The 26,604-nt window shown below is 71.8% G+C and carries 21 protein-coding genes; 12 read left to right on the plus strand and 9 right to left on the minus strand.

Annotated elements, in window-relative coordinates:
• The first annotated feature begins 28 nt into the window (after positions 1-28).
• Genes AB0I38_RS13345 through AB0I38_RS13365 form a run of 5 tightly spaced genes read left to right on the plus strand, consistent with a single transcriptional unit; the run spans position 29 to position 6,233 of the window.
• Positions 29-1,024 (plus strand): ABC transporter permease, encoded by a 996-nt coding sequence (locus AB0I38_RS13345; RefSeq protein ID WP_358466454.1) that lies wholly within the window; start codon positions 29-31, stop codon positions 1,022-1,024.
• Positions 1,021-1,905, plus strand: a complete 885-nt coding sequence (locus AB0I38_RS13350; RefSeq protein WP_358466456.1) for an ABC transporter permease — start codon at positions 1,021-1,023, stop codon at positions 1,903-1,905. The genes AB0I38_RS13345 and AB0I38_RS13350 overlap by 4 nt, the downstream gene beginning before the upstream one ends.
• Positions 1,902-2,843, plus strand: coding sequence for an ABC transporter ATP-binding protein (locus tag AB0I38_RS13355; RefSeq protein WP_358466458.1), 942 nt, complete (start codon positions 1,902-1,904; stop codon positions 2,841-2,843). The genes AB0I38_RS13350 and AB0I38_RS13355 overlap by 4 nt, the downstream gene beginning before the upstream one ends.
• Complete coding sequence (locus AB0I38_RS13360; protein ID WP_358466460.1) at positions 2,843-3,718, plus strand: ATP-binding cassette domain-containing protein; 876 nt, start codon at positions 2,843-2,845, stop codon at positions 3,716-3,718. The genes AB0I38_RS13355 and AB0I38_RS13360 overlap by 1 nt, the downstream gene beginning before the upstream one ends.
• Positions 3,719-3,728: 10 nt before the next feature.
• The gene (locus AB0I38_RS13365; RefSeq protein WP_358466462.1) at positions 3,729-6,233 is read left to right on the plus strand and encodes a glycoside hydrolase family 2 protein; all 2,505 of its coding nucleotides are present in this window, start codon (positions 3,729-3,731) and stop codon (positions 6,231-6,233) included.
• Here the strand turns inward: AB0I38_RS13365 and nirD are convergent.
• From nirD to AB0I38_RS13410, 9 genes are all read right to left on the minus strand, one after another.
• Positions 6,150-6,551: a nitrite reductase small subunit NirD gene (gene nirD, locus AB0I38_RS13370; RefSeq protein WP_358466464.1), complete on the minus strand. Its 402-nt coding sequence runs from the start codon at positions 6,549-6,551 to the stop codon at positions 6,150-6,152. The genes AB0I38_RS13365 and nirD overlap by 84 nt on opposite strands.
• A complete protein-coding gene (nirB, locus tag AB0I38_RS13375) occupies positions 6,548-8,977 on the minus strand; it encodes a nitrite reductase large subunit NirB (protein WP_358466549.1) in 2,430 nt (809 codons plus the stop codon). Before nirB ends, nirD begins: the two co-directional genes overlap by 4 nt.
• Positions 8,978-9,012: 35 nt before the next feature.
• Entirely contained in the window at positions 9,013-10,407 is a 1,395-nt protein-coding gene (locus tag AB0I38_RS13380; protein ID WP_358466466.1) for an FAD-dependent oxidoreductase, read from the minus strand.
• Entirely contained in the window at positions 10,404-12,461 is a 2,058-nt protein-coding gene (locus tag AB0I38_RS13385; RefSeq protein ID WP_358466468.1) for a molybdopterin oxidoreductase family protein, read from the minus strand. The genes AB0I38_RS13380 and AB0I38_RS13385 overlap by 4 nt, the downstream gene beginning before the upstream one ends.
• A 5-nt stretch (positions 12,462-12,466) precedes the next feature.
• On the minus strand, positions 12,467-13,777 hold the full coding sequence (locus AB0I38_RS13390; protein WP_358466470.1) for an MFS transporter: 1,311 nt from the start codon (positions 13,775-13,777) through the stop codon (positions 12,467-12,469).
• 167 nt (positions 13,778-13,944) lie between these two features.
• Complete coding sequence (locus tag AB0I38_RS13395; protein WP_358466472.1) at positions 13,945-14,757, minus strand: SAM-dependent methyltransferase; 813 nt, start codon at positions 14,755-14,757, stop codon at positions 13,945-13,947.
• Positions 14,758-14,830: 73 nt separating this feature from the next.
• Positions 14,831-15,055, minus strand: coding sequence for a hypothetical protein (locus AB0I38_RS13400; protein ID WP_358466474.1), 225 nt, complete (start codon positions 15,053-15,055; stop codon positions 14,831-14,833).
• 172 nt (positions 15,056-15,227) lie between these two features.
• The gene (locus AB0I38_RS13405; RefSeq protein WP_358466476.1) at positions 15,228-15,881 is read right to left on the minus strand and encodes a TetR/AcrR family transcriptional regulator; all 654 of its coding nucleotides are present in this window, start codon (positions 15,879-15,881) and stop codon (positions 15,228-15,230) included.
• A gap of 605 nt (positions 15,882-16,486) precedes the next feature.
• Positions 16,487-17,131 carry a CGNR zinc finger domain-containing protein gene (locus tag AB0I38_RS13410; RefSeq protein ID WP_358466478.1) on the minus strand — a complete coding sequence of 215 codons (645 nt, stop codon included), beginning with the start codon at positions 17,129-17,131 and terminating at the stop codon, positions 16,487-16,489.
• 233 nt (positions 17,132-17,364) lie between these two features.
• Here AB0I38_RS13410 and AB0I38_RS13415 point away from each other — a divergent pair, with 233 nt between their 5' ends.
• From AB0I38_RS13415 to AB0I38_RS13445, 7 genes are all read left to right on the plus strand, one after another.
• Positions 17,365-18,471, plus strand: coding sequence for a DMT family transporter (locus tag AB0I38_RS13415; RefSeq protein ID WP_358466480.1), 1,107 nt, complete (start codon positions 17,365-17,367; stop codon positions 18,469-18,471).
• The gene (locus tag AB0I38_RS13420; protein WP_358466482.1) at positions 18,468-18,995 is read left to right on the plus strand and encodes a DUF5988 family protein; all 528 of its coding nucleotides are present in this window, start codon (positions 18,468-18,470) and stop codon (positions 18,993-18,995) included. The genes AB0I38_RS13415 and AB0I38_RS13420 overlap by 4 nt, the downstream gene beginning before the upstream one ends.
• Positions 18,996-19,220: 225 nt before the next feature.
• On the plus strand, positions 19,221-20,117 hold the full coding sequence (locus AB0I38_RS13425) for an ATP-binding cassette domain-containing protein (RefSeq protein WP_358466484.1): 897 nt from the start codon (positions 19,221-19,223) through the stop codon (positions 20,115-20,117).
• Positions 20,114-20,980: an ABC transporter permease gene (locus AB0I38_RS13430; protein WP_358466486.1), complete on the plus strand. Its 867-nt coding sequence runs from the start codon at positions 20,114-20,116 to the stop codon at positions 20,978-20,980. Before AB0I38_RS13425 ends, AB0I38_RS13430 begins: the two co-directional genes overlap by 4 nt.
• A 10-nt stretch (positions 20,981-20,990) precedes the next feature.
• Positions 20,991-22,103, plus strand: a complete 1,113-nt coding sequence (locus tag AB0I38_RS13435; RefSeq protein WP_358466488.1) for a sensor histidine kinase — start codon at positions 20,991-20,993, stop codon at positions 22,101-22,103.
• On the plus strand, positions 22,094-22,738 hold the full coding sequence (locus tag AB0I38_RS13440; protein ID WP_358466490.1) for a response regulator transcription factor: 645 nt from the start codon (positions 22,094-22,096) through the stop codon (positions 22,736-22,738). Before AB0I38_RS13435 ends, AB0I38_RS13440 begins: the two co-directional genes overlap by 10 nt.
• 170 nt (positions 22,739-22,908) lie before the next feature.
• Positions 22,909-26,409, plus strand: coding sequence for a S8 family serine peptidase (locus tag AB0I38_RS13445; protein ID WP_358466492.1), 3,501 nt, complete (start codon positions 22,909-22,911; stop codon positions 26,407-26,409).
• The last annotated feature ends 195 nt before the right edge of the window (positions 26,410-26,604 follow it).

Raw genomic sequence — 26,604 nt, forward strand, 5'->3', positions numbered from 1 at the left:
GAGGAGGGAGCCTCCTGGGAGACCCCTCGTGCGCCAGTACTTCGGCAGGAAACTGCTCGTCTACGCCCTGACCTTCGTGGTCGCCGTCACCGTCAACTGGATGATCCCGCGCTTCATGCCGGGCGACCCGGTCTCCGGGATGCTCGCCAGGGCCGGGGTGTCACAGCCCGCGGCCGTCGAGGCGATGCGCCTCTACTACACCAGCCTCTTCGGCTTCGACCAGCCGCTCTGGAAGCAGTACGTCAACTTCTGGTCCGCGCTGCTGCGAGGCGACTTCGGCATCAGCATCTGGTTGTTCCCGACCCCGGTGAGCACCGTCATCCTGCGGGCGGTGCCGTACACGCTGGGGCTGATGATCCCGGCGGTGCTGCTCAGCTGGGTGATCGGCAACCGGCTGGGCGCCTACGCGGCCCGGCGCAAGCTGCTCGACAACACGATCCTGCCCGCCGGCTACATCCTGACCGCGATGCCGTACATGTGGCTGGCCGTGATCCTGGCCTGGGGGCTGGGCGTCGTCGCCGGATGGTTTCCGGTGGCCGGCGGCTACAGCTTCTCGCTGCAGCCGAGCTGGTCCGCCGACTTCGTGCTGGACCTGCTGCACCACTGGGTGCTGCCGTTCCTGTCGCTCTTCCTGGTCGCGCTCGGCGGCTGGGCGATCGGCATGCGCAACATGATCATTTATGAGCTGGAGTCCGACTACTCCACCTATCTGGCCGCGCTCGGCGCGCCCTCGCGGCTGATCCGCCGCTACGCCTTCCGCAACGCCGTGCTCCCGCAGATCACCGGGCTGGCCCTGCAACTCGGCGTGCTGGTCGCCGGGGCGCTGGTCACCGAGATCGTCTTCTCCTATCCGGGGCTCGGCAGCCTCATCCTCAAGGCGATCCAGAACCAGGACTTCTTCCTGCTGCAGGGCACGTTCATGTTCATCGTGATCGGGGTGCTCGTGGCCAACTTCGTCATCGACCTCGTCTACGTGGTGGTCGATCCCCGGACCCGGGCCGGAATGGCGGGTGGCCGGCCATGACGACGATCCCCGACTCCCTCGCGGACAACCGGGTGGTGCGGCGCGAGGCGCTCCACTTCGCCGTCCGCAACGGCAAGCTCGTGATCGGGTTCGCCATCGTGCTGGTGCTGCTGCTGATCGGCGCGCTCGGGCCGGTGCTGCTCGGCGTGGACGCGCCCAACGAGTACGTGGCGGGCCCCATGCTGCCGCCGTCGGCGGAGCACTGGTTCGGCACCACGACGTTCGGCCAGGACGTCTTCACCCAGTTCGTCCACGGCACCCGCACCACCTTCGTCGTCGGGGCCCTCGGCGGCGGCATCGCCGCGGTCATCGCGATGGTCGTCGGCTTCACCGCCGGCTACCGGGGCGGCCTGGTGGACGAGGTCCTCAACATGTTCACCAACATCGTCCTGGTCATCCCGACGCTGGCGGTGCTGCTCATCGTCAACGCCTACCTCGGCATTCGCAGCGTCGCCGTACAGGCCCTGTTCATCGGGCTGACCTCCTGGCCGTGGGCGGCGCGGGCGATCAGGGCGCAGACGTTCTCACTGCGCACCCGCGACTTCGTGGACCTGGCCAGGCTCAGCGGCATGAACACCCGGCGCGTCATCGTCCGGGAGATCGCGCCGAACATGAGCTCCTACCTGTTCATGACGTTCATCCTGCTGTTCGGCGGGTCGATCCTGATCGCCTCTTCGCTCGACTTCATCGGGCTCGGCCCCACCGAGGGCGTCTCGCTCGGGCTGATGCTGCAGAACGCCACCCAGTGGAGCGCGCTCCAGCTCGGCCTGTGGTGGTGGTTCATCCCGCCGGGCGCGGCCATCACCGCGATCGTGGGCGCCCTCTACGTCGCGAACGTCGGCCTCGACGAGGTCTTCAACCCGAAACTGAGGCAGCGATGAGTCTGCGGGTCACCGAGCTGAGCGTCCACTACCGGACCCTCAGGGGCGAGGTGAGGGCGCTCGACGGGGTGTCCTTCAGCATGGCGGACGGCGAGATCCTGGGGCTCGCCGGCGAGTCCGGCTGTGGCAAGACCACGCTGGGCAAGAGCCTGATCCGGCTGGACGGGCGGATGCGCCACGCCGGAGGCACCGTCGAACTCGACGGCCGCGAGCTGCCCATCGCCGACGACCGGGCGATGAACGCGTTCCGCTTCCACGAGGTGTCGCTCATCCCGCAGTACTCGATGAGCGCGCTGAACCCCACCCGCAAGATCGGCCGGATGGCAGGCGAGCTGCTGAGGTCGCGCGGCGTCGCCCTCGACCGCGAGACGCTGGAGCACCGCCTCGCCCTCGTCGGGCTGGACCGCGACGTGCTCGACCGCTATCCCATCGAGCTGTCCGGCGGCATGCGGCAGCGCACGGTCATGGTCATCTCCACCCTGCTCGACCCGTCGCTGCTGATCGCCGACGAGGTCACCTCGGCGCTCGACGTCTCCACCCAGAAGTCGGTGGCCAGGGCCCTGCTCGGGTTCCGCGACGAGGGCTTCGTCAAGAGCATGCTCTTCATCACCCACGACCTGGCGCTCACCTCCCGCATCGCCGACACGATCATGGTGATGTACGCGGGCCGGCTGGCCGAGAAGGCGCCGGCCGACGTCATGGTCAAGGCCCCGCGGCACCCGTACACCCGGCTGCTGATCAACTCGCTGCCCGAGGTCGGCGTGCGCTACACCGGCGAGCGCCTGTCCGGCATCCAGGGCAGCCCGCCGTCCCTGCTCGACCCGCCGCCGGGATGCCGGTTCCGCGACCGCTGCCCGCTGGCCGACGACCGGTGCGCCGAGCAGCCGCCGGCCGTCGAGATCGAGCCCGACCACTTCGTCGCCTGCTGGAAGGCCTGATGCTGAAACTCGAGAACGTCACGAAGGTCTTCAAGGTCGGGACCCTCGGCGGCAGATCGGTGACCGCCGTCGACGCGGTGAGCTTCGACGTCCGGCCCGGCGAGGTCGTCTCCCTGATCGGCGAGAGCGGCAGCGGCAAGAGCACGATCGGCCGGATGATCCTCGGACTGAGCCGGCCCACGAGCGGCTCCATCACGGTCGACGACGTGCCGGTGCGGCCGGGCAAGGACTACTACCGATCCGTCCAGGGCGTCTTCCAGGACCCGTTCAGCTGTTACAACCCGGTGTTCAAGGCCGACCGCGTGTTCCGCCTGATCAGGGAGACCTACTACCCGGCGGCGGGCGAGGCGGAGTGGACGGAGCGGGTGCGCTCGGCGGTGCGGGACGTGCGGCTCAACCCCGACGAGGTCCTCGGGAAGTACCCCCACCAGCTGAGCGGCGGCCAGCTCCAGCGGATGCTCATCGCCCGCGCCCTGCTGCTCGACCTCAGGCTGCTGGTCGCCGACGAGATCACCAGCATGCTCGACGCCTCCACCCGCATCGACGTGCTCAACCTGCTGGCCGAGCTCAAGCTCCGCGGCCTGGGCGTGCTGTACGTGACCCACGACCTGTCGCTCGGCAACTACCTGGCCGAACGCACGGTCGTGCTGCGCGGCGGCTCGGTGGTGGAGATGGGGCCGACGGCCGACGTCTTCGGCGACCCGCTGCACCCCTACACGCGGCAACTGCTGGCGGCCGTGCCCCGGCTGCACGCCCCCTGGGAGGACGCCGCCCCGGTGGAGTCCTGCCTCTACCACGAGCGGGGGGCGACCGGTGGCCTGGTGGAGGCCGAGCCGGGGCACTTCGTGGCCTGCGCCCGGCTCCGTGACTGCTAAGGAGACCTTCTTGAGCTCGTACCGTCCGTTGCACGACGGCTGGACCCTTCAGGCCGTCGGACGGGACACTCCGCCCCAGACCGTGCCCGGGACCCTGCCCGCCACCGTGCCTGGCTGCGTGCACACCGACCTGCTCGCGGCGGGCCTGATCGACGACCCCTACCTGGACGACAACGAGCACCGGCTCGACTGGATCGGCCGCACCGCCTGGGCCTACACGACCACCTTCGCCTGGTCTCCCGACGGCCACGAGCGTACCGACCTGGTGTGCGAGGGGCTGGACACGGTCGCGACCGTCACGCTCAACGGGGTGCGCCTCGGCGCCACCGCCAACCAGCACCGCTCCTACCGCTTCCCGGTGCGTCACCTGCTACGCGACGGCGACAACACGCTGGTCGTGCGGTTCGATCCGGTCCACGAGTACGCGGCGGACCGGCGGGCCGCGCTCGGCGACCGGCCGGGGGCCTACGAGGCGCCCTATCCGTTCGTCCGGAAGATGGCCTGCAACTTCGGCTGGGACTGGGGACCGGCCCTGGTCACCGCCGGGATCTGGCGGCCCATCGGGCTGGACGCCTGGAGCGGCGCCCGCCTGGCCGAGGTGCGCCCGCTGGTCCGGCTCGACGGCACCCGGGGCGAGGTGGAGGTGCACGTCACGGTCGAGCGCGCCGGCGAGGCGCCGCTCACCTTGAGCGCCGAGGTGGCCGGGGTGCGTGCCGAGGTCGAGGTGCCCGCAGGCCGGCGGCGGGCCGTGGTGACCCTCTCCGTGCCCGGCCCGCTGCCGTGGTGGCCTTGCGGGTACGGGCCGCAGCACCGCTACGAGCTGGCCGTGCGCCTCGGCGACCAGGAGTGGCGGCGCAAGGTCGGGTTCCGCACGGTCGAGCTGAACCGGGAGGCGTTCGGGCTGGTGGTCAACGGCGTGCCGGTGTTCGTCCGGGGCGTCAACTGGATCCCCGATGACTGCTTCCCCGCACGGGTCACACCCGACCGGCTGGCCGAGCGGTTCGCGCAGGCGACCGGCGCGGGCGTCAACCTGCTGCGCGTCTGGGGCGGCGGCCTGTACGAGAGCGACGACTTCTACGACCTGGCCGGCGAGCTGGGCCTGATGGTGTGGCAGGACTTCCCGTTCGCCTGCGCCGCCTACCCCGAGGAGGAGCCGTTCCGCTCGGAGGTGGCGGCCGAGGCGCGCGAGAACGTGACCCGGCTCAGCCCCCACCCCAGCCTCGTGCTGTGGTGCGGCAACAACGAGAACCTGGAGGGCCACGCCGACTGGGGCTGGCAGGACGCGCTCGACGGCCGCAGCTGGGGCGGCGGCTTCTACCACGACCTGCTGCCGTCGATCGTCGCCGAGCTGGACCCGACCCGCCCCTACTGGCCGGGCAGCCCCTACTCCGGCTCGCCCGAGCTGCCACCGAACGACCCGGCGGCCGGCACCGTGCACATCTGGGACGTGTGGAACCGGGAGGACTACACCCGCTACGCCGCCTACACGCCGCGCTTCGTCGCCGAGTTCGGCTTCCAGGGGCCGGCCGCGTACTCGACCATGCGCCGCGCCATCAGCGGCGAGCTGGACGCGGACGCGCCGCTCGTGCTGCACCACCAGAAGGCGCACGACGGCAACGCCAAGCTGCTGCGCGGGCTCGGCGACCACCTGCCGGCGCCCGCCACGTTCGACGACTGGCACTACCTGACGCAGCTCAACCAGGCGCGGGCGATCGCCTTCGGCGTCGAACGGTTCCGCTCACTGGCGCCGCACTGCACGGGCACTGTTGTCTGGCAGCTCAACGACTGCTGGCCGGTCACCTCCTGGTCGGCCGTCGACGGCGATGGCCGGCGCAAACCGCTGTGGTACGCGCTGCGCCGCGCCTACGCCGACCGGCTCCTCACCGTGCAGGACGGCGGGCAGGACGGTGGGCAGGACGGCGGGCAGGACGGCGGGCGGGGCGGTGGGCGGGGCGGCGAGGTGGCCGTGGTCAACGACGCCGACCGGCCGTGGCAGGGCGAGCTGCTCCTCGTACGGCACGACCTCGGCGGCGCGGCGCTGGCCAAGGACGTCGTCCGGATCGACGCGGCGCCCCGGTCGGTGACCAGGGTGGCGATCCCCGCCGCCGTCGGCACACCGGGCGACCCCCGGCGCGAGCTGCTCGTCGCCCGGCTCGGAGACCGCCGCGCCGTGTCGTTCTTCGCCGAGGACACCGCCGTGGCCTACCCCCGGGCCGCCTACGACGCGACGGCCGAACCGGTCGAGGGCGGCTACCGGGTCACGGTGACCGCCCGTACGCTGCTGCGCGAGCTGGCCCTGTTCCCCGACCGGCTCGACCCGGCCGCGTCCGTGGACGACCTGCTCGTCACGTTGCTGCCGGGTGAGGTGGCGACGTTCCACGTGGCCACCGGGCGGCGGCTGGACCCCGGGGCGCTGACCCGCCATCCCGTCCTACGCTGCGTCAACGAAGCCGGAGTCGGCGAGGCCGGCATCGCCGGGGGCGGTGCGGTCAGGGTCGGCGAGGCCGGGGCTTGAGGCGACCTCCACCCGGCCGCCGCTGACCCGCGCCGCGTAGGTCGGCACCGCCACCCCCGGCTGGTCCAGGCAGGCGCCGGTGACCAGCGAGAACACCTGCTTGTGCAGGGGAGAGGCCACGGTCGGCTCGCCTTCCCTGCTGCCCACGATGCCGCGCGAGAGCACCTGGGCCCCGCTGAACGGGTCCAGGTTGCCGATCGCCCGCACCGTGCCGTCGAAGACGCGGAACACGGCCACCTGCCGGCCGTCCACCAGCGCGCACACCCCGCGCTCGGGCAGCAGGACGCCGTAGTCGCACACCGGAACCCAGGAGCTCATCGGACCACCACCGGTTTGATCTGGTCGCGTTCCCGCTCGAACACGATCGACGGGTCGGGGACGCCCGGCGCGTTGACGAAGCTGACGAAGCGGCTCAGCTTCCCGGGGTCCTCGATGGTCGCCCGCCACTCGTCCTCGTAGCCGGCGACGTGCCGCCGCATCTGCTCGTCCAGCTCGGCGCACAGGCCCAGCGAGTCGTCGACGATCACCTGGCGCACGTGGTCCAGGCCGCCCTCGATCGACTCGATCCAGGCGGCCGTGCGCTGCAGCCGGTCGGCCGTGCGGATGTAGTACATGAGGAACCGGTCGATGGTCGTGACCAGCTCGCCGGTGGTCAGGTCGGCGGCGAACAGGTCGGCGTGCCGCGGCCGGAACCCGCCGTTGCCGCCGACGTACAGGTTCCAGCCCTGCTCGGTGGCGATGATCCCGAAGTCCTTGGAACGGGCCTCCGCGCACTCGCGGGCGCAGCCGGACACGGCCGACTTGAGCTTGTGCGGCGCCCGCAGACCGCGGTAGCGCAGCTCCAGGGCGATGGCCAGGCCGACCGAGTCCTGCACGCCGTAGCGGCACCAGGTGGAGCCGACGCACGACTTCACCGTGCGCAGCGCCTTGCCGTAGGCGTGACCGGACTCGAAACCGGCCTCGACGAGCCGCCGCCAGATCTCCGGCAACTGCTCGACCCGGGCGCCCAGCAGGTCGATCCGCTGCCCGCCGGTGATCTTGGTGTAGAGGCCGAAGTCGCGGGCCACCTCGCCGATCACGATCAGTTTGTCCGGCGTGATCTCACCGCCCGGAATGCGCGGTACGACCGAGTAGGTGCCGTTCTTCTGGATGTTGGCAAGGAAGTGGTCGTTGGTGTCCTGCAGTGCCGCCCGTTCCCCGTCGAGCACGTGCCCGTTGTGCAGCGAGGCCAGGATGGAGGCGACCGCGGGCTTGCACACGTCGCAGCCCCGGCCTCGCCCGTGGGCGGCGATCAGCTCCGAGAACGTGCCGATGCCGCGCACCTGGACGATGTCGAACAACTCCGCTCTGGAATGGGCGAAGTGCTCGCACAGTGCCGTGCCCAGCTCGACGCCCGACGTCTCCAGCAGCCGCCGCAGCATGGGCACGCAGCTGCCGCAGGTGGCGCCCGCCCGGGTGCACGCCTTGACGCCCGCGACGTCGGTGAGCTGCTCGGCGGCGATGGCGGAGCGGATCCGGCCCGCGCTGACGTTGTTGCACGAGCACACCTGCGCGTCGCCGGGCAGCTCCAGGTCCGCCCCGGCGCCGCTGAACAGCAGGTCCGACGGCGGCGCGGGCAGCGGCTTGCCGACGAACGGGCGCAGCGTGCCGTACGGCGAGGCGTCGCCGACGCAGATGCCGCCGAGCAGCGTCCGGGCGTCGTCGCTGATGAACAGCCGCTTGTAGACGCCGCCCACCGGGTCCATGTAGGTGACGTCGAGCGCCCCCTCCATGGCGCCGAACTGCGCCACCTCGACCCCGAGCAGCTTCAGCCTGGTCGACAGGTCGGCCCCGTCGAAGGTGGCGGCCCCGCCCAGCACGCGGTCGGCGGCCACCTCGGCCATCGTGAAGCACGGCCCGGCCAGGCCGTACACCATGCCGCCCGCCAGCGCGCACTCGCCGATCGCGTAGATCGCCGGGTCGGACGTGCGCATGCCCGCGTCCACCGCGACGCCGCCCCGCTCGCCTACCTCCAGCCCGCAGCCGCGGGCCAGCTCGTCACGCGGCCGGATCCCGGCGGAGAAGACGACGAGCTGCGCGTCGATCAGCGTGCCGTCCGGCGTGCGCAGCCCGGTCACGCCGCCCGCCTCGCCGGTGACGATCTCCTGGACGCCCGTTCCCGCGTGCACGCTCAGCCCCAGCGCCTCGATGTGCCGCCGCAGCACCGACCCGCCGCCCTCGTCGACCTGCCGGGGCATCAGCCACGGGCTCATCTCGACGATGTGCGTGCGCAGGCCCAGCCCGCGCAGCGCGTCGGCGGCCTCCAGCCCGAGCAGCCCGCCGCCGACCACGACGCCCTCGGCCGCGTCCTTGGCCGCCGTCCTGATCGCGTCGAGGTCGTCGATCGTCCGGTAGACGAACGCGTGCTCCGCCCCCGGCACCGGCGGCACGAACGGCGCCGACCCGGTCGCCAGCACCAGCACGTCGTACGGCTCCGCCGACCCGTCGGCCAGCGTGACCGAGCGGCTCGCCCGGTCGATCCCGGTGACGCGCACGCCCAGCCGGGTCACCGCCCCGGCGGGCACCGGATAGCTGAGCTCCTCGACGCCGGTCCCCGACAGGTAGGAGGTCAGCGCCACCCGGTCGTAGGCCGGCCGCGGCTCCTCCCCGATCACCGTGATCCGGCCGCCGAAGCCACGCTCCAGCAGGGTCTCGACGAACCGGTGGGCGGTAGGGCCGTAGCCCGCGACGACGATCCTGGTCATGTGACCTCCTACGCCGATGAGCTCGCTCCGTCCGGTCACGCCGGCACTCCTTCCTGCTCGCACAGCCAGCCCACGATGCCGGCCACCGCGTCGCGGCAGCTCCCGCAGCCGGTGGTCGCTCTGGTCCCGGCCACTATCCCGGTCACGTCCCGGGCGCCCGCCTCCCAGCAGGCCCGGATCTGGCCCTTGGTCACGTTGTTGCAGTGGCACACCGTGGCCGCGTCGGGCATCAGCGTCGGGCTGTCGGCGACCGGCGCGGCCGAGAGGCCCGGGAACAGCAGCCCGGCCCGATCACCCGGCACCGGCCCGCCCCGGTCGAACAGCTGGGTGAGCGTGCCGACCGCGTCGCTCTCGCCCAGCAGGATCGCGCCCACCAGCCGGCCGTCCCGGATGACCAGCTTGCGGTAGGTGCCCCGGGCCCGGTGGCTGAAGCGCACCACCTCGGCGTGCTCCTCACTCAGCTGCGTCTCGCCCATCGCGGCCAGCTCCACGCTCGTCGCCTTCAGCCTGGTCACCAGCCGCGAGCCCCGATAGAGCCGCTTGCCGCCGGTGATGACCTCGGCTGCCACGGCCGCCTGCTCCCACGCGGGCGCGACCAGGCCGTACACGGTGCCGTCGTGCTCGGCGCACTCGCCGATGGCGAAGATCGCCGGATCGTCGGTGCGCAGCTCGTCGTCCACGACGACCCCGCGTCGCACCTCCAGGCCCGCGTCGGCGGCCGGCCCGGTCACCGGCCGGACCCCGCAGGCCAGCACCACCAGATCGCCCTCGACCAGCTCGCCGCCCGCCAGCCGGACGCCCTCCTCCAGCACCGCCTCGGCCGTCACACCGGTGCGGGTCTCGATGCCCAGCCCGGCCAGCGTCTCGCCGAGGACCTGTCCGGCCTCGGCGTCGAGCTGGCGCTCCATCAGGTGTCCGGCCAGGTGCAGCAATGTCACGGGCAGGCCGCGCCCGGCCAGCCCGCGGGCCGCCTCGACACCGAGCAGCCCGCCACCGATCACCACGGCCCGGCGGCCGGGGCGCGCCGCCGCGAGGATGCGCCGGCAGTCGCCGAGCGTCCGGAACGGGATCGCCCGCTCCACGCCGGGGATCGGCGGCACGATCGCCTCGCCGCCGGTCGCCAGGACCAGCAGGTCGTACGGCTCGCGCCGCCCGTCCGCCGTCAGCACCGTCCGGGTGTCGCGGTCGATCAGCTCGACCGGGCTGCCGAACACCGCCCGTACCCGGTGCGTGGCGTACCAGGAGGGGTCGAGCAGCCGTACCTGCTCGGGCCGGGCGTTGCCGGCGAGCACGTTCGACAGCAGCACCCGGTTGTACGGCGGGCACGTCTCGGCGCCGAGCACCGTGACGTGGATCCGCGGATCGCGCGCCCGCACCTCGCTCACCAGCCGCGAGCCGGCCATGCCGTTGCCCACCACGACGAGCCTCATGCGATCCTCTCCACCCTGACCGCGCACACCTTGAACTCCGGCATCCGGGACAGGGGGTCGAGCGCCGGGTTGGTCAGCCGGTTGGCCCCCTCCCAGTGAAACGGCATGAACACCGTGTCCCGCCGGATCGCGTCGCTGATCCGGGCCACGACCTGCTCCTCGCCCCGCCGGCCGCAGACCCGCACCAGGTCCCCGGCGACGATCTCCAACTGCTCGGCGAGGTCGGGATGGAGCTCGACGTACGGTTCGGGCACGGCCTCGGCCAGCGGCCCGATCCTGCGGGTCTGCGCGCCGCTCTGATAGTGGGCGAGCACCCGCCCGGTCGTCAGGTGGACGGGGTAGTCGTCGTCGGTCTCCTCGGCGGGCGGCCGGTGCTCGACGGGCACGAACCTGGCCCGGCCGTCGGGCGTGGCGAACCCGTCGAGGAACGGGCGCGGCGTGCCGGGATGGCCGGGCGCGGGACAGGGCCAGAACACGCCCTTCTCCTCCTCGATCCGTTCGTAGGTGATGCCGGAGTAGTCGGCGGGGCCGCCCGCGCCGGCCCGGCGCAGCTCGTCGAACACCTCGCGCGGGTCGGCCGCGAAGCGGTGGCCGAACCGCGCGGCCAGCCCCTGCATGACCTCCAGGTCGGTGCGGACGTCCGGGGGCGGCGTGACGGCCCGGCGGCGCAGCAGCACCCGGCCTTCGAGGTTGGTCATCGTGCCGGTCTCCTCGGCCCACTGCGTCACTGGGAACACCACCTCGGCCAGCGCGGCGGTCTCCGACAGCACCACGTCGGCCACGACCAGCAGGTCGAGCGCGCCGAGCCGGCCCGCCACGTGCGCCGAGCGGGGCGCGGACACCACGGGGTTGGAGCCGAACACCAGCAGCGCCCGCGGCCCGGCCGGCGTGCCGAGCGCGTCCAGCAGCTCGTACGCCGAGCGTCCGGCCCCCGGCAGGTCGCCGGGGTCCACGCCCCACACCGCGGCGACGTGCTCGCGGGCCGCCGGATCGTCGATGCTGCGGTAGCCGGGCAGCTGGTCGGCCTTCTGGCCGTGCTCCCGGCCGCCCTGCCCGTTGCCCTGCCCGGTCAGGCAGCCGTAGCCGGAGCCGTGCCTGCCGGGCAGGCCCAGCGCCAGCGCCAGGTTGATGAAAGCGGTGACCGTGTCGGTGCCCTTGGCGTGCTGCTCGGCGCCTCTGCCGGTGAGCACCACCGCCCGGCCGGCCGCCGCCAGGGCGCGGACGGCCTGCCGCATCCGGGGGACCGGCACGCCGGTGATCCGCTCGACCCGCTCCGGCCACCACGACGCGAGCGAGGTGCGTACCTCCTCGAACCCGGAGGTCCGTTCGGCCACGTACGGCTCGTCCACCAGCCCCTCGCCGACGGCCAGGTGCAGCAGGCCGAGCGCGAGCGCCAGGTCGGTGCCGGGTGTGGGCTGCAGGTGCAGCCAGGCCGGCCGGGCCGTCGGCGTGCGGCGGGGATCGACGACGATCAGCTTGCCGGCCGGCAGGTGGCGGACGAACGGCGGCATGGTCTCGGCGACGTTGGCCCCGGCCAGCAGCACCACGTCGGCCTCGGCCAGGTCCGTGATCGGGAACGGCATCCCGCGGTCCATGCCGAACGCCCTGATCGAGGCGGCCGCGGCCGACGACATGCAGAAGCGGCCGTTGTAGTCGATCTGGCTGGTGCCGAGCACCACCCGGGCCAGCTTGCCGAGCTGGTAGGCCTTCTCGTTGGTGAGCCCGCCGCCGCCGAACACGGCCACGGCGTCGGGGCCGTGTTCGGCGCGGATCGCGGACAGCCGGGCCGCCACGTGGTCGAGCGCCCGCTCCCACGAGGCCGGCCGGCCGTACAGGAGGGGGGTGGTCAGGCGCTCGCCGTTGGTCAGCAGCTCGGCCGCGGTCCAGCCTTTCTGGCAGAGCGCGCCGGCCGCGTTGGCCGGGATGTCGGTCCGGGGGGTGATGGCGAGGTCGGCGCCGATCGTCATGCCGCACTGCAGGGCGCAGTAGGGGCAGTGGGTCGCCACCGGGCTGGTCGCGGCGCCGATCGCGGGGGTTGTCACGGGAGGTGTCACGCCGCTCACACTCGGGCGTGGGCGAGGCCGGCCACGCGGGAGACGCCCACCGTGCGCACGTAGCACCCCCAGGTCAGGGCGAAGCACGCCAGGTAGAAGACGCCGAACGCGGCGAACGCCGTGGCCGGGCCGCCGGTCGCCGCGAACGACATGCCGAACGCCCGGTTGATGAGGAACCCGCCGAGCGCCCCGACCGCCGAGATGATCCCGATCGCCGCTGCGGCCTGGCGCTTGCCGTGCAGCAGCGTCTCCTCGCTCTCGCCGCGCTCGGCGACCGCCTGGGCCTGGAAGATCGCCGGGATCATCCGGTACGTGGACCCGTTGCCGATGCCCGCCGTGACGAACAGCGTCAGGAAGGCCAGGAAGAACAGCCAGAACGCGCCCGAGAGGCTGCCCAGCCAGACCAGCACCACGCCGGCGCCCATGGCGGCGAAGTTCCACAGCGTCACCGGCGCCCCGCCGAGCCGGTCGGCCAGCCAGCCGCCGACCGGCCTGATCAGCGAACCGGCCAGCGGGCCGGCGAACGCCACGGCCGCCCAGGGCGAGCCGGGGAACAGGCTCTTGCTCAGCAGCGGGAACGCCGTCGAGTAGCCGATGAACGAGCCGAACGTGCCGATGTACAGGAACGACATGATCCACGTCTGGGCCCGCCCGGCCACCGCCAGCTGCTCGCGCGAGTTCGCCCGGGCGCTGGTCAGGTTGTCCATGAAGAACCACGCGCAGGCCGCGGCCAGCACCACCAGCGGCACCCAGAACCAGCCCGCCGCGGCCAGCCCGAACCCGCCGATCACCAGCGGCATGACCAGTTGCACCGAGCTGACCCCGATGTTGCCTCCGGCGGCGTTCAGCCCGAGCGCCACGCCCTGCTTGGAGCGCGGGTAGAAGTGGGTGATGTTGGCCATGCTGGAGGCGAAGTTGCCGCCGCCGACTCCGGCCAGCGCCGCGATCACCAGGAACATCCAGTACGGCGTGCCCGGGTCGCTGACCGCCACCCCCAGCAGCACGGCCGGGACGAGCAGCAGTAACGCGCTGACCGTGGTGAAGTCGCGGCCGCCGAACCGAGCCGGCCCGAACGTGTAGGGCACGCGCAGCACGGCCCCGATCAGGTTGGGCAGCGCGACCAGCCAGAACAGCTGGTCGGTGGAGAAGTCGTAGGCGCCCAGCTGGGCGGCCACGATGCTCCACAGGGTCCAGACCGTGAAGCCAAGGTGCTCGGCGAAGATCGAGAAGATCAGATTGCGCCGGGCGATCCTCTTGCCTGATGTCTCCCAGAAGGTCTCGTCGTCGGGGTGCCACTCGTCCAGCCAGCGCGCCATCGTGCCTCCTACGCTCCGCTTCAGGACCGTGAGCGTAGGAGGGGCCGGTTACGCACACTGACGCTGCGTGGCCGTGCCCCCGTTACCGGTGACGCACCGTTGTAACGAGCGATACACATGCATCACAGGGGAAACACCCCCGTAAAGAACGGGTTGTGAGAACTTCTCTACCGCTTGCGTCCCACTCCCGCGTAGACGGCGGTGGGACGGTCGGGGACCGGGCCCTCCGGCCGCCAGCCGTAGACCTTCTCCACTCCGGGTTCGACCAGCTCGAAGCCGTCGAACAGGCGGATGATCTCCTCGCGGGTGCGCATGGTCATGGTGGCCGAGGCTCGGTTGTAGACCTGCAGTGTGCGTTCCATGGCCTCCGGCGTGAGCAGGTCGCTGCTGACATGCGAGACGACGAGGTAACTGCCGGGCGCGGCCGCGTCGGCGATCCGCTTGACCAGGTCGTACGGCTGCTCGCTGTCCTTGACGAACATCATGATGGCGACCAGCAGGATGGCGATCGGCCGGTCGAGGTCGATGGTGTCGAGGAGCTGCGGGTGGGTCAGGATCGAGTCGGGCTCGCGCAGGTCGGCCTGGATGAAGGTGGTCGCGCCCTCGTCCGTGCTGCTCATCAGGGCTCGGGCGTGCGCCATGACCATGGGGTCGTTGTCGACGTACACGATGCGCGCCGAGGGGTCGGCGGCCTGCGCGACCTCGTGGGTGTTGCCCTGCGTGGGGATGCCGGTGCCGATGTCGAGGAACTGGGTGACGCCGCCCGCGACGATGTGGCGCACGGCCCTGCCGAGGAAGGCGCGGTTCTCCCGTGCCGTCTCGCGCACCTCGGGCACAGCGGCGATCACCTGCTCGGCCGCCATCCGGTCGGACTCGAAGTTGTCCTTGCCGCCGAGCCAGTAGTCGTAGATGCGGGCCGGATGCGGAATCGCCGGGTTGATCTCGGTCACGGGGAGATTGGGATCGCGTTCCTGGGACATGTGGATGATCATAATCGAGGGTGAACCCGGACGGTTCGCCAGAAATGGTGCGTCACACAGCCCGTCCGGGCCGTCAAGGAGAGCGGTCCGTGGCGATGATCAGGACGACGCCGAGGACGGCCAGGGCCAGGTTCGAGAAGAGCGGGTGCGCGGCCAGCAGGTCCACTCGGGGGATGACCACGCGGTTGAAGAGGTTGAGGATCGCGCCCATGAAGGGCTGCGTCAGCAGATGGTCGATGGCGCCGCTGACCCCCTGCAGGACCATGACGAACCCGGCGAACTGAATGGCTTTCCGCATGATCAGGACAGTACGGATTCGCCACCCTGTCACGAATCGGTCCTCGGCCTGCGGGCCACCCTACTTCGGTAGCCGGAACCACCGACCAAAGTAGGGGCCGTCGGCCGCTGATCTCACATCCCGCAGCCGGGACGCCGGTGATCTCACATCCCGCGGCCGGGGCGCCGGCCTGTCACGTTTCGTGGCTGGGATCGGCGGCGGAGGGCGGGGGCAGGAGGGCGTGGGCCAGTTGGTCGGCCGTCCACGCCCGCCACTGCGCCGTGCTCCAGCCGCACTCACGCGTCATGACCAGGAACAGGTCGGGTGACAGCAGCCCGGCGGCGGCGTCGGTGGCCCGGCGCCTGGTGAGCCCCGGCCGCAGCGCGCGCAGCCGAGCCAGGATGGCGACGAACTCGCCGTGGGCCGTGTGGCGCTGCTCGCTGTTGGCGGCCCACTGGGCGGCCATGTCGGGGTCGGCCGGCGCCGCGTCGCGGACCACGGCGAGCACGGGCGCCACCCGTTCGAGGATCACGCCGCTCTCGCGGGTCCACCCGCGCACCACCTCCACCGGGTCCCGCGCCTCCCGCAGCGCGGCGAACCACGGCCGGTCGAGCAGCGGGACGGGCGCGTCGTCGCCGACGGAGGCGACGTCGACCACCTGCTTGAGCAAGCGGCTCTTGCTTCCGTAGTGGAAGTAGACCGTCTGCACCGACACTCCCGCCGCGTCGGCGACCTCCTGGAAGGTCGTCCCGGTGTAGCCTCGCTCGACGAACAGCTCGTGGGCGGCGGCCACGACGCGGCTCCTGGTCTCCGTCGAACGCTTCTTCGGACCCCTCACGGCTGGCACTTCGTTAAAGTACCACTTTAGAGTGCTGCTCCAAAAAGATCGGGAGTGGCGTACGGGAATCAGAAGGCGGACAGGGCCGAAGCGGTCCCCGACCGCCGGATCCGGCTGGAGAACGGCCGTCCCGTCCACCGCCCAGCGCGGCCAGGCGCGTTGCTGGGCAACGGTCAACAACCACCTTGGTGATCAGATCTACGGCCTGCCGGTGATGTCCATTCTGAGCTTCCCGGCATCACCGTGTTCGGCACGCGCTGAGACCGCCTGGCCCCGGCGGGGCGGCACATCGCGCAGGAGAACCGTTTCGGCCTCGTTCCAGTCGCGGGCGTGGGCCAGCGCCCACAACAGGATTGTTCGGGAGACGGATGCTTCTCGGTCATACCCGGCGGACACCTCGGCGGCGGCTGCGACGGCGAATCGCTCGGCAGCCTGTCCCCGTTGACCGGTGCCGGCGCAGATCATATGCGCGGCGGGCTGCTGGTCCTGCGCCGCCGCGACTTCGGCTGAGGACGCGGATACGGAAAGCGCGGCCCACCACGCGGGGCCCGCCGCGAGGTCGCCCGGGCATCACCTCGACCCCTGCCGGTCACCGGCAGGCCGGCGCGGGCCGGTCAGCTGGTCTGGGGTGAACCGCGGCGGCCACCCGGATCGAAGGCGAGGCCGGCCGTCACCATGTCGGATCGCCGCCGCCGATAGCTCCTCGCCTTGACCTTGTTTCCGCAGGTGGCCATGTCGCACCAGCGGCCGGTCTTGTTTCTGGCGTGATCGTAGAACGCCCATTGGCAGGCACGGTTGCCACAGATCTTGAGGCGTTCCCAGGCAGGGGTGCCCGCATGCCCGGCAACGGCGGCGACGATGCGGCCCAGCGCGCGAGGCGCCCCGGAGCGGGTCGCAACCAACGTGACGGTCGCGTCCGGTGAGATCTCGACCTGCAGCGGGGCGGTCGACTGGGCGGCCGCGTTGAAGGACTGCGCGGCGAGGGAGGCACGGCCGGGCTCGGAGCGCTCGCTCAGCAGGGAGCGGATCGCCTCACGCAGCTCGCGGGCTCGCAGGACGTCGTCATGACCCACCGTCTCGTCCGGGCCGAGAAGTTCGTGTTCGCGGAGCCATCTCGTCAGAGAGGCGGCCTCATCGAACTCGTCGAGGCCGGCTTCCAGATCTCGCGTATTGAGAAAGAGCCGGAGCGTCTCCAAGCCATCCGGAGCAACGTCGGGCTTACCCCTCTGCTCGCTCGTCATTATGGACACCCCATCCATGCCGTCACCATTCTCGCTACTTGACAGGTTACTCAGATCAGGGGGAAGCTCAAGGAGACGGGATGTGGTTCCACCATGAAGCTCAGCCCCACCGGCATCAGAGCCGAAGAGCGCAAGGCGTGGCGCAATCAGAGCCGCCCCGACGGCCGTATCGATCCTTGAAGCACCTGGCCTGAGGCGGCGCGAGGCGCCTGCTCACCACGCCGGACGGCGCACCCGGGCGGGGAATCGCGATGACCGCCCCGGTCCTGCCCCGGCGTACCACGACCGGAGTGCTTCTCATCCTCGGCTCCGCGGTGTCCTTTGGCGCCATGGCGATCTTCGCGAGGATCGCCTATGACAGCGGCGCCGACGTTCACGGTGTGCTGCTCATCCGCTTCAGCGTCGCCGCGATCGCCCTCACGGCGCTGATGGCGATCACATCGACCCCATGGCCGCGCGGGCGGGACCTGCGTCTCCTGGCGCTGATGGGCGCGGTCGGCTACGTCGGGCAGTCATTGACCTATTTCACCGCGTTGACGCGGATACCCGCAGGTCTGGTAGCGGTCCTCTTCTACACCTACCCGGTGCTGGTGGCCATCTGCGGCGCCGTCCTGGCCCGCCGCATGCCTCCCTTGCTCACGCTCGCGGCCACCGGCATGGCGACTCTGGGCGTCGCGCTGGTCGCCAGCCCGACGCTGGAGGGCGATCTTCTCGGCATCGCACTCGCGGTCGCCGCGGCGGTCATCTACACGGGCTACATCCTGGCGGGCAGCCACCTGTCGGGCGCGGCCGGCCCGCTTGCCTCGACCACCACCGTCTGCCTGGCCGCGACCGGGGTCTACGCCGGTGCGTGCCTGGCCCACGCTCCGTCCCTCCCTGGCGACCTCGCCGGCTGGTCGGCGGCCGTGGCGACCGCCGTCGTCTCCACGCTCATCGCCATCATCGCCTTCTTCGCCGGTCTTCGGCTGCTGGGCGCCGCCCCTTCGGCGGCGATCTCCAGCGCCGAGCCGGTCGTCACCAGCGTGCTGGCGTTCCTGGTCTTCGCGGAAGACCTGTCGCCGCTGCAGATCATCGGCGCCGCGCTCGTCTGCGCCTCCGTCATCGGGGCGGCCGCGAGCAGCGGGCGACGCGCCACACCCGCGAACCCTCCGGCCCCTATCGCCGAGGACCCGGCCAAGCACACCGTCACCGCCGACCGGCTTACCCGCAACATCACCGTGTCGTTCCAGGTCACCGACGCGGACGGCCGGCTGCTGAGCGACGGGACCCACCAACGGGTGGTCGTCGACGAGACGACCTTCCGGGCCGGCCTTGCCGGCCTTCCAGGGGCGGCCGCCGATCGCCGGAGCGCATCATGACCCCGGGCCGGCCGGACATCCCGTCCCTCGAATCCGGGGGCACCACCAGAGCAATCAAGGAGCAGTTCATACCGTCAGACTTCAGCGTCATGGATTCGCCCGACATTCGCATCCTGATGAACCCAGAGCTCATTCTCGAAGATCGCAAGGGAGCCCTGTGCCACCTCATCTCATCCAGCTACATGCCTGATCGGCAGGCTTGGAGCTACGAGACCCGTGACCTCGCCGGCCGGGTCACGAGGATCTCCAGCCTGATGGGTCACCAGATCCTCGGAGAGGCGACCCCGGCCCGCGACGAAACGGACGTCACGGCGTCCGAGGAGATGAACGTGCTCCTCCAAGGCGGTCCGGCCGGCCTTCCGCACCATGAACGCCTGCGGTACGTGTCGCAGGCCACGCACGACGTGAAAGTGCCCTATGGAAACGGGTACGAGCACTTCGCTCTCACCCAGACCCACCAGAAGGAGAACGGATATCACGTGGCGGTGTTCCGATGGACCGGAACCACGAAGATCGCCGAATGAGGGAAACCTCCCGCTGAGCTGGTCGAGCTCACCCGCCGGCCTGGCCTGCCAGGCCGGCGGGCGCGGCCGCCGGACGGGCGCGCCTGGGCGGTCAGCGACAGGGTGGCGTCCGGCTACGACTCTCCCCGGGGCCGGGCCCGTCCCACCTGGTGCGGGAAACCGCCATCGGAGTCGGCGGATCGCCCCCATGGCGGCGGGGCGTCCGGTTTCCTAGCGTGGACCATCGTGATCAGCCTTGACCGACTCAGCAAACGCTACGGCGACCGGATGGCCGTCGACGGCCTGACGCTCCGGCTCAGGACCGGCGCCGTCACCGGCTTCCTCGGCCCGAACGGCGCCGGCAAGTCCACCACGATGCGCATGATCCTCGGGCTCGACCGCCCGACCGAGGGCCGCGCGCTGATCGGCGGCCGGCCGTACCACGAGCTGGAGAATCCGCTCCGCACGGTGGGCGCCACTCTGGACGCGCGAGCGGTGCACCCGGGCCGCTCCGTCCGCGCGCATCTGCTCGCGCTGGCCCGCGCCAGCGGCATCGGCCGGGCCCGCGTGGCCGAGGTGCTGGAGATGGTCGGGCTCGACGCCGTCGCCGGGAAGCGGGCGGGGACACTGTCGCTGGGGATGAGCCAGCGGGCCGGCATCGCGGGCGCGCTGCTCGGCGATCCCGAGGTGCTGATGTTCGACGAGCCCGTCAACGGGCTCGACCCCGACGGCGTGCGCTGGGTACGCCGGCTGATGCGCTCGCTGGCGGACGAGGGGCGGACGGTGTTCGTCTCCAGTCACCTGATGAGCGAGATGCAGCTCACCGCCGACCACCTGGTGGTGATCGGGAAGGGGCGGCTGCTGGTGGACGCGCCCCTGAAGGAGGTGCTGGCGGCCGGCGCGGTCCTGGTCCGCACCCCGCACGCGGGCGACCTCGCGCTGCTGCTGGCCGCCGAGGGCGTCGCCGTCGAGCGGCGGGCCGAGAACGAACTGATCGCCACCGGCGCGCCGATCGAGCGGATCGGCGACCTGGCGCACGAGGCCGGGATCCGCCTGCACGAGCTGAGCGCGCGCGAGGCGTCTCTCGAACAGGCCTACCAGGAACTGACCGCGACCAGCGTCGAGTACGGGAGCACGCGATGAACGAGGCGGGGACCGAGGAGACGGCGTCGCCCCCGGCGCCTCCGGCCTCGGCGGGCGCGCGAGCGGGCGTGGTGGTCGCGGTGACGCGGGGCGTGGCGGCCGAGTGGGGGAAGGTGTGGTCGGTGCGTTCGACCTGGTGGTGCGTCGCGGGCACGGTCGTGCTGACCGTCCTGGCCGCGCTCACGCTCGGCGGCTCGCGGGCGACGGAGCTGCTGCGCGACGGCGTCACGACGGTCCGCCTGCCCGCCACCGACGCGGCGATCTCGGCGATGGTGTTCGCCCAGTTCACGCTGGTCGCCCTGGCCATGCCGGCGATCACCTCGGAGTACGCGTCCGGCTCCATCCGGAGCACGCTGCAGGCCACCCCGATCAGAGGCCGGATGCTGGCCGCGAAGGCCCTGGTGGTCGCGCCGGCGGCGTTCGTGACCGGCGTGCTGTCGGGCGCGGCCGCGGCGGCCGCCACCTACCTGGTGCTGTCGGCGCCGATCTTCGGCGGGCTCGTCACGCTGCCCGCCGGGCGCACCGCCGTGGACCTGCTGCGGCTCGGCGTGTTCTGCGCGCTGGTGTCGGTGCTGGCGCTCGGCCTCGGCACCGCGTTGCGGAACGCGGCCGGCACGCTGACCGTGGTGTTCATGCTGCTGCTCGGGCTGCCGCTGCTGCTGCTCATGTCGGGCGCGCCGGTCGCGATGGAGCTGGCGCTGCGGCTGCCGATGTTCGCCGGGCTGGCGTTCATGGAGAGCGCCGACAACCCGACCGGCGGTCCGCTGCCCTACGGTTCGGCGGAGGGGCTGGCCTGGCTGGCCGGCTGGGCGGTCGCGGGGCTGGCGGCCGGGCTGGCCGTGCTGCGCCGGCGCGACGCCTAGACTGCGCGTCGTGACTGCCGTGGTGCTGCGCCGGCTCGCCGGTGTGCTGGCCGGGACGTTCACCGGCGCCGTCGCGCTCGCCCTGTTGTCGCTCGCCTGGCCGTGGCGATCCAGGTGGGCGCCCCGGCTGGCGGCGATCGAGCGGGCCCGCCTGACGGCCTGGCTCGGGCACCACGTCCCGGAGGGCGTCCCCGGCGCCGGCTACCTCGCCCTGCGCGGTCTGACCGGGGTGCTCGGCGGCTACGTGGCGCTGGCGCTGACGTTCACCGGGCTGCTGTTCGCGTCGGGCAGCCTCTGGGCGGTGACGTACGGCCAGAGCAGCCCCGTGTCGCTGAACCTCCCCGGCGTCCGGCTGATGACGGAGAGCTGGGCGGTCGGTCTCACCTGCGCCGTGGTGGTGCTGGCGCTCGCCGTGGCCTGGTGCCGGCTGGTCGCCGGAGCCGAGCGGTGGCTGGCCCTGCGGTTCCTGGGCCCCGGCCCGGAGGAGGTGATGCGGCGGCGCATCGCCGAGCTGACCAGCAGCCGGTCCGGCATCGTGCGGGCGGTGGACGACGAGCGGCGCCGGATCGAGCGCGACCTGCACGACGGCGTGCAGCAGCGCGGCGTCGCGCTGGCCATGCTGCTCGGCCGGGCCCGCCACAGCCCCGGCGCGGCCGCCGAGCTGGTCGACCAGGCCTACATCGAGTCGCGGCAGCTCCTCGACGAGTTGCGTGGCGTGGCGTGGCGGATCTATCCGACCGCGCTCGACGAGCTGGGCCTGCGCGCGGCGCTGGAAGGGGTGGCCGAGCGGTCGAGCGTCCCGGTGACGGTGCACTACGGGCTGGCCGGGCGGCCGGTCTCGGAGCTGGAGACGGCACTCTACTTCGTGACGCGCGAGGCGATCACCAACGCGGTCAAGCACGCCGAGGCCCGTGACATCCTGGTCGTCCTGGAGGAGGACGAGCGGGAGGTGCGGGTGACCATCTCCGACGACGGGCGAGGCGGGGCCGATCCGGCGGGCGGCGGGTTGTCGGGGCTGGCCCGGCGGGTGCTCGCGCTCGACGGCGGGTTCGAGGTGGGTCCCGCGACGGGCGGCGGCACCCGGGTGCACGCCTGGCTGCCGAAGCAGGCGCCGTGCGGCTGATCCTGGCCGACGACGCGGTGCTGCTCCGTGAGGGCCTGATCCGGCTGCTCGAAGAGGCGGGCCACCAGGTGGTGGCGGCCGTGGGCGACGCCGAGGCGCTGGTCGAGGCGGTGGCCGCCGACCAGCCCGACGTGGCCGTGGTGGACGTGCGGATGCCGCCCGGTCACTCCGACGAGGGGCTGCGCGCCGCTCTGGAGATCCGCCGGCGCTGGCCCGGCGTGGGCATCGTGGTGCTGTCGCAGTACGTGGAGAAGACCTACGCGGCCGAGCTGCTCACCGAGGCCGCCGAGGGCGTGGGCTACCTGCTCAAGGACCGGGTGTCGGAGGTGGCCGACTTCCTGGGGGCGCTGGAGCGGGTCCGGGCGGGCGGCACCGTGATCGATCCGGAGGTGGTGCGCCAGCTGCTCGCCCGCACCAGCCACGCCGACCCGCTGGCCACGCTCAGCGAGCGCGAGTCGGAGGTGCTGCGGCAGCTGGCGCAGGGCTACGCCAACTCCGCCATCGCCGGCAACCTGCACGTCTCGCTGAGCACGGTCGAGAAGCACGTCAACGCCATCTTCGACAAGCTCGACCTGCCGCGGACCCCGGTCTACAGCAGGCGGGTGCTGGCCATCCTGCGCTATCTCGACGGCTGAGCCGTCACCTGGCTGCGGCAGCGCTTCTGACCAGATCACATTTCATGACATGTCAAGTTTTAGTTAGTCGGCAACCCTTGCAAAGCGGACACGTTCTCTTCAGTCTCTCTCCATAGGCGTAAAGATCAGCTCGACCCCGGCGGGCTTCCGCCGGGCGTGAAGGAGAGCGAGTGCCGAACACCCCCCGCTGGCGTGCGATCCTCATAGGGGTCATCGCCGCCACCACCCTCATTTTCCCCGCGGGCGTCGCCCAGGCCGCGCCCGATCCCGACAAGATCAGCGAGGCCGTGCGGGCCGAGCTCGACACCGACGGCAAGGCCACCTTCTGGGTGCGCCTGAAGGGCAAGGCCGACCTCGCCGCCGCCCGCCGGGCCGCCACCAAGGACGCGAAGGCCGAGCAGGTCTTCGAGGCCAAGACCGAGCAGGCCACCACCTCCCAGGCCGATCTGCGTAAGCTCCTCGACTCCCAGAAGGCCGACTACACCTCCTACTGGATCGTCAACGCCGTCAGGGTGACCGCCGGTCCCAAGCTGGCGGCCGAGATCGCCGCCCTGCCGGAAGTCGACCGGATCGACCCGGTGCGCAGCGTGTCGCTGCCCAAGCCCATCACCGGCACCCCCGAGGCCAGGGTCAACGCCGTCGAGTGGAACATCGACCGGGTCAACGCGCCCCGCGTCTGGTCCGAGTTGGCTGTCCGCGGCGAGGGCATCGTGATCGGCGAGATCGACACCGGCGTCCAGTTCGACCACCCCGCGCTGGCCGCGAGCTACCGGGGCAGAAACCCGGACGGCTCGGTCGGCCACGCCTACAACTGGTTCGACCCGGCCCGCGTCTGCCCGACGTCCGCGCCGTGCGACAACAACGGCCACGGCACCCACGTCATGGGCACGATGGTCGGCGCGGACGGCATCGGCGTCGCGCCCGGCGCCCGGTGGATGGCGGCCAAGGGCTGCGAGAGCACCTCCTGCAGCGACGCCTCCCTGCTCGCCGCCGGCCAGTGGATGCTCGCGCCCACCGACCTGAACGGCGAGAACCCGCGCCCCGACCTGGCGCCCGACGTCATCAACAACTCCTGGGGCGGCGACGGCTTCGACCCCTGGTACAAGGAGACCGTCGAGGCCTGGGTCGCCGCCGGCATCTTCCCCGCCTTCGCCAACGGCAACGAGGGGCCCGCCTGCCGTACCAGCGGGTCGCCCGGCCAGTACGTGATCAGCTACAGCTCGGGCGGCTTCGACATCAACAACGCCGTCTACGGCAACTCCAGCAAGGGCGAGGGCGAGAACGGCGAGATCAAGCCGAACATCGCCGCGCCCGCCGTGAACGTGCGCTCGTCCCTCCCGGGAGGCGGCTACGGCACCGGCACGGGCACCTCGATGGCCTCGCCGCACGTGGCGGCCACAGTGGCGCTCATCTGGTCGGCGGCGCCGGGCCTGCAGGGCGACATCGCGGCCACCCGGCCGCTGCTCGACGGCACCGCCGTCGACGTCAACGACACCAGCTGCGGCGGCACCGCCGCCGACAACAACGTCTGGGGAGAGGGCCGGCTCGACTCCTTCGCCGCGGTCCAGGCCGCTCCCCGTGACGGGGTCGGCGACCTCACCGGCACGGTCAGCGCCGGCGGGGCTCCCATGGCCGGCGCGACGGTCGTCGTCACCGGCCCGATCACCCGTACGGTCACCACGGGCGAGGACGGGACGTACGCCATCGCCCGCCTGGTGCCCGGCGACTACCAGATCACCGCCGACCGGTTCGGCTACGAGCAGGGCACCGCGACGGCGACGGTCGTCGCCGGGCAGAGCGTCACCGCGGACGTGACGCTGGCCCGGCTGGCCACGGCCACGCTGTCCGGCACGGTCACCATGGCGGGCACGCCGGAGCCGAACGCCAGGGTCGAGGCGCTGGGCACGCCGGTCGCCGCCGTCACCGACGCGCAGGGCCGCTACCGGCTCACGTTGCCGGTCGGCGAGTACAGCGTCCAGGTCACGGGCTCCCGTTGTTCCCGGGGCGCCACCGTGGGCGTCGACCTGACGGCCGACATGACCCAGGACATCGAGCTGGCACTGCGCGGCGACAACTTCGGCTACACCTGCCGCAGCGGCGCCGAGGCGTACGTGGCGGGCACCGGCAAGCTGGCCCTGACCGGTGACGACGAGGCGGTCCAGGTGACCCTGCCGTTCGCGGTCCCGTTCTACGGGACGGGCCAGAGCAGGGTGTGGGTCGCCACCAACGGGTTCGCCAGCTTCGCCGCCGACCGGGTCGTCACGGCCGGCAACGGGCGGCTCCCGACCACGGGCACCCCCAACAACGCCGTCTACCCGTACTGGGACGACCTGATCGTGGACGCCCAGGGCGGCGTCTACACCGGTGTCGTGGGCACCGCCCCGCATCGGCAGTTCGTGATCGAGTGGCGCAACGTCACGTTCTACAGCGACACGACGCAGCGCGTCTCCTTCTCGGCCCTGCTGGGCGAGGACGGCACGGTCGGCTACCGCTACAAGGACATCGAGAGCCAGCGCGAGCAGGGCTCTAGCGCCACGGTCGGCATCGAGAACGCGGCCGGCAACGACGCGCTGCTCTACTCCTACGAGGAGACGGTGCTGTCCAGCGGCCAGAGCCTGACGATCACCGCGAGCCGGCACGGCCTGGTCAGCGGCACGGTCACCGACGCCAACGACGGCGAGCCGCTGGCCGGGGCGACGGTCAAGGTGGGCGACGTGGTCACGTTCACCACCGGCGCGGACGGCGCGTTCTACGGGCAGGTGCTGGCCGGCGACTACCAGGTGGAGGTGTCCAAGGAGCACTACGGCACGTTCACCAAGGAGGTCACGATCGCGCCGTCCGCGCCGACCCGGATCGACACGGCGTTGGTCACCGGCCGGGTCAGCCCCTCCACGGCCGAGCTGACCGTGGTGATGCCGGGCGAGGCGAGCAGGACACGCTCGTTCGAGCTCACCAACCTCGGCTCGCCCACCGCCTACACCGTCACCACCGACCCGGCGCAGGGCTGGCTCGGCGTGACGCCCACCGGTGGTGAGCTGGCCAAGGGCCAGACGGTGAAGCTCGACGTGACCGTCTCCAGCGCCGGAGTCCAGCCGGGCAACACCCGCTCCGGCAAGGTGATCGTCCGCTCCGCCAGCGGGCGGCAGCCGGTCATCGAGGTCGCGGTCACGGTCGTGGTGCCCAAGCACCAGGTGGCCGTGGACGTCGGCGGCGGCAAGGCACTGGTCGACTCGGCCGGCGACGGCTGGACCGCCGACCGGAAGTACACCCAGGGCGGCCACGGCTACGTCGCCAACTCCAGCAGGACCCACTCCACGACCAGGACCATCGCCGGCACGCAGGACCAGACGCTGTTCCGGACCGCCCGCGAGGGCATGCTGGAATACCGCTTTGACAACGTGCCGGCCGGCACCTACACGGTGGAGCTGGGCTTCGCCGAGACCAGGTCGATGAAGATGGGCAAGCGGGTCTTCGACGTCCTGGTCGAGGGCCAGCTCGCGATCCCGGCGCTGGACCTGGCGCTGGAGGCGGGCACCTACACGGCCGTCAGCAGGCAGTACACGGTGAAGGTCACCGACGGCCAGCTCAACGTGCGGTTCGCGACCCGGGAGGGCGCGACGATCGTGAACGCGATCCGCGTCTCCGAACGTCCGGACCGGGCCACGTCCTGACGCTCCACGGCCCGCCCCGCCGATCCGGCGGGGCGGGCCGTTCGCGTTCCCGACACGATTCCGGAAATCGGATAATTCTCCTTGAAATTGAGCGACTCCCCAGAAATCATCTCGCGATTTAAAATCGGATAAGTCCGAATAAGCTTCCTGTCTTGAGCTGTCATGGGATGGGTTTTGCCATCACTGAATATTCAG

It is taken from the genome of Nonomuraea cavernae, assembly GCF_040655715.1.
Taxonomy (GTDB): domain Bacteria; phylum Actinomycetota; class Actinomycetes; order Streptosporangiales; family Streptosporangiaceae; genus Nonomuraea; species Nonomuraea cavernae_A.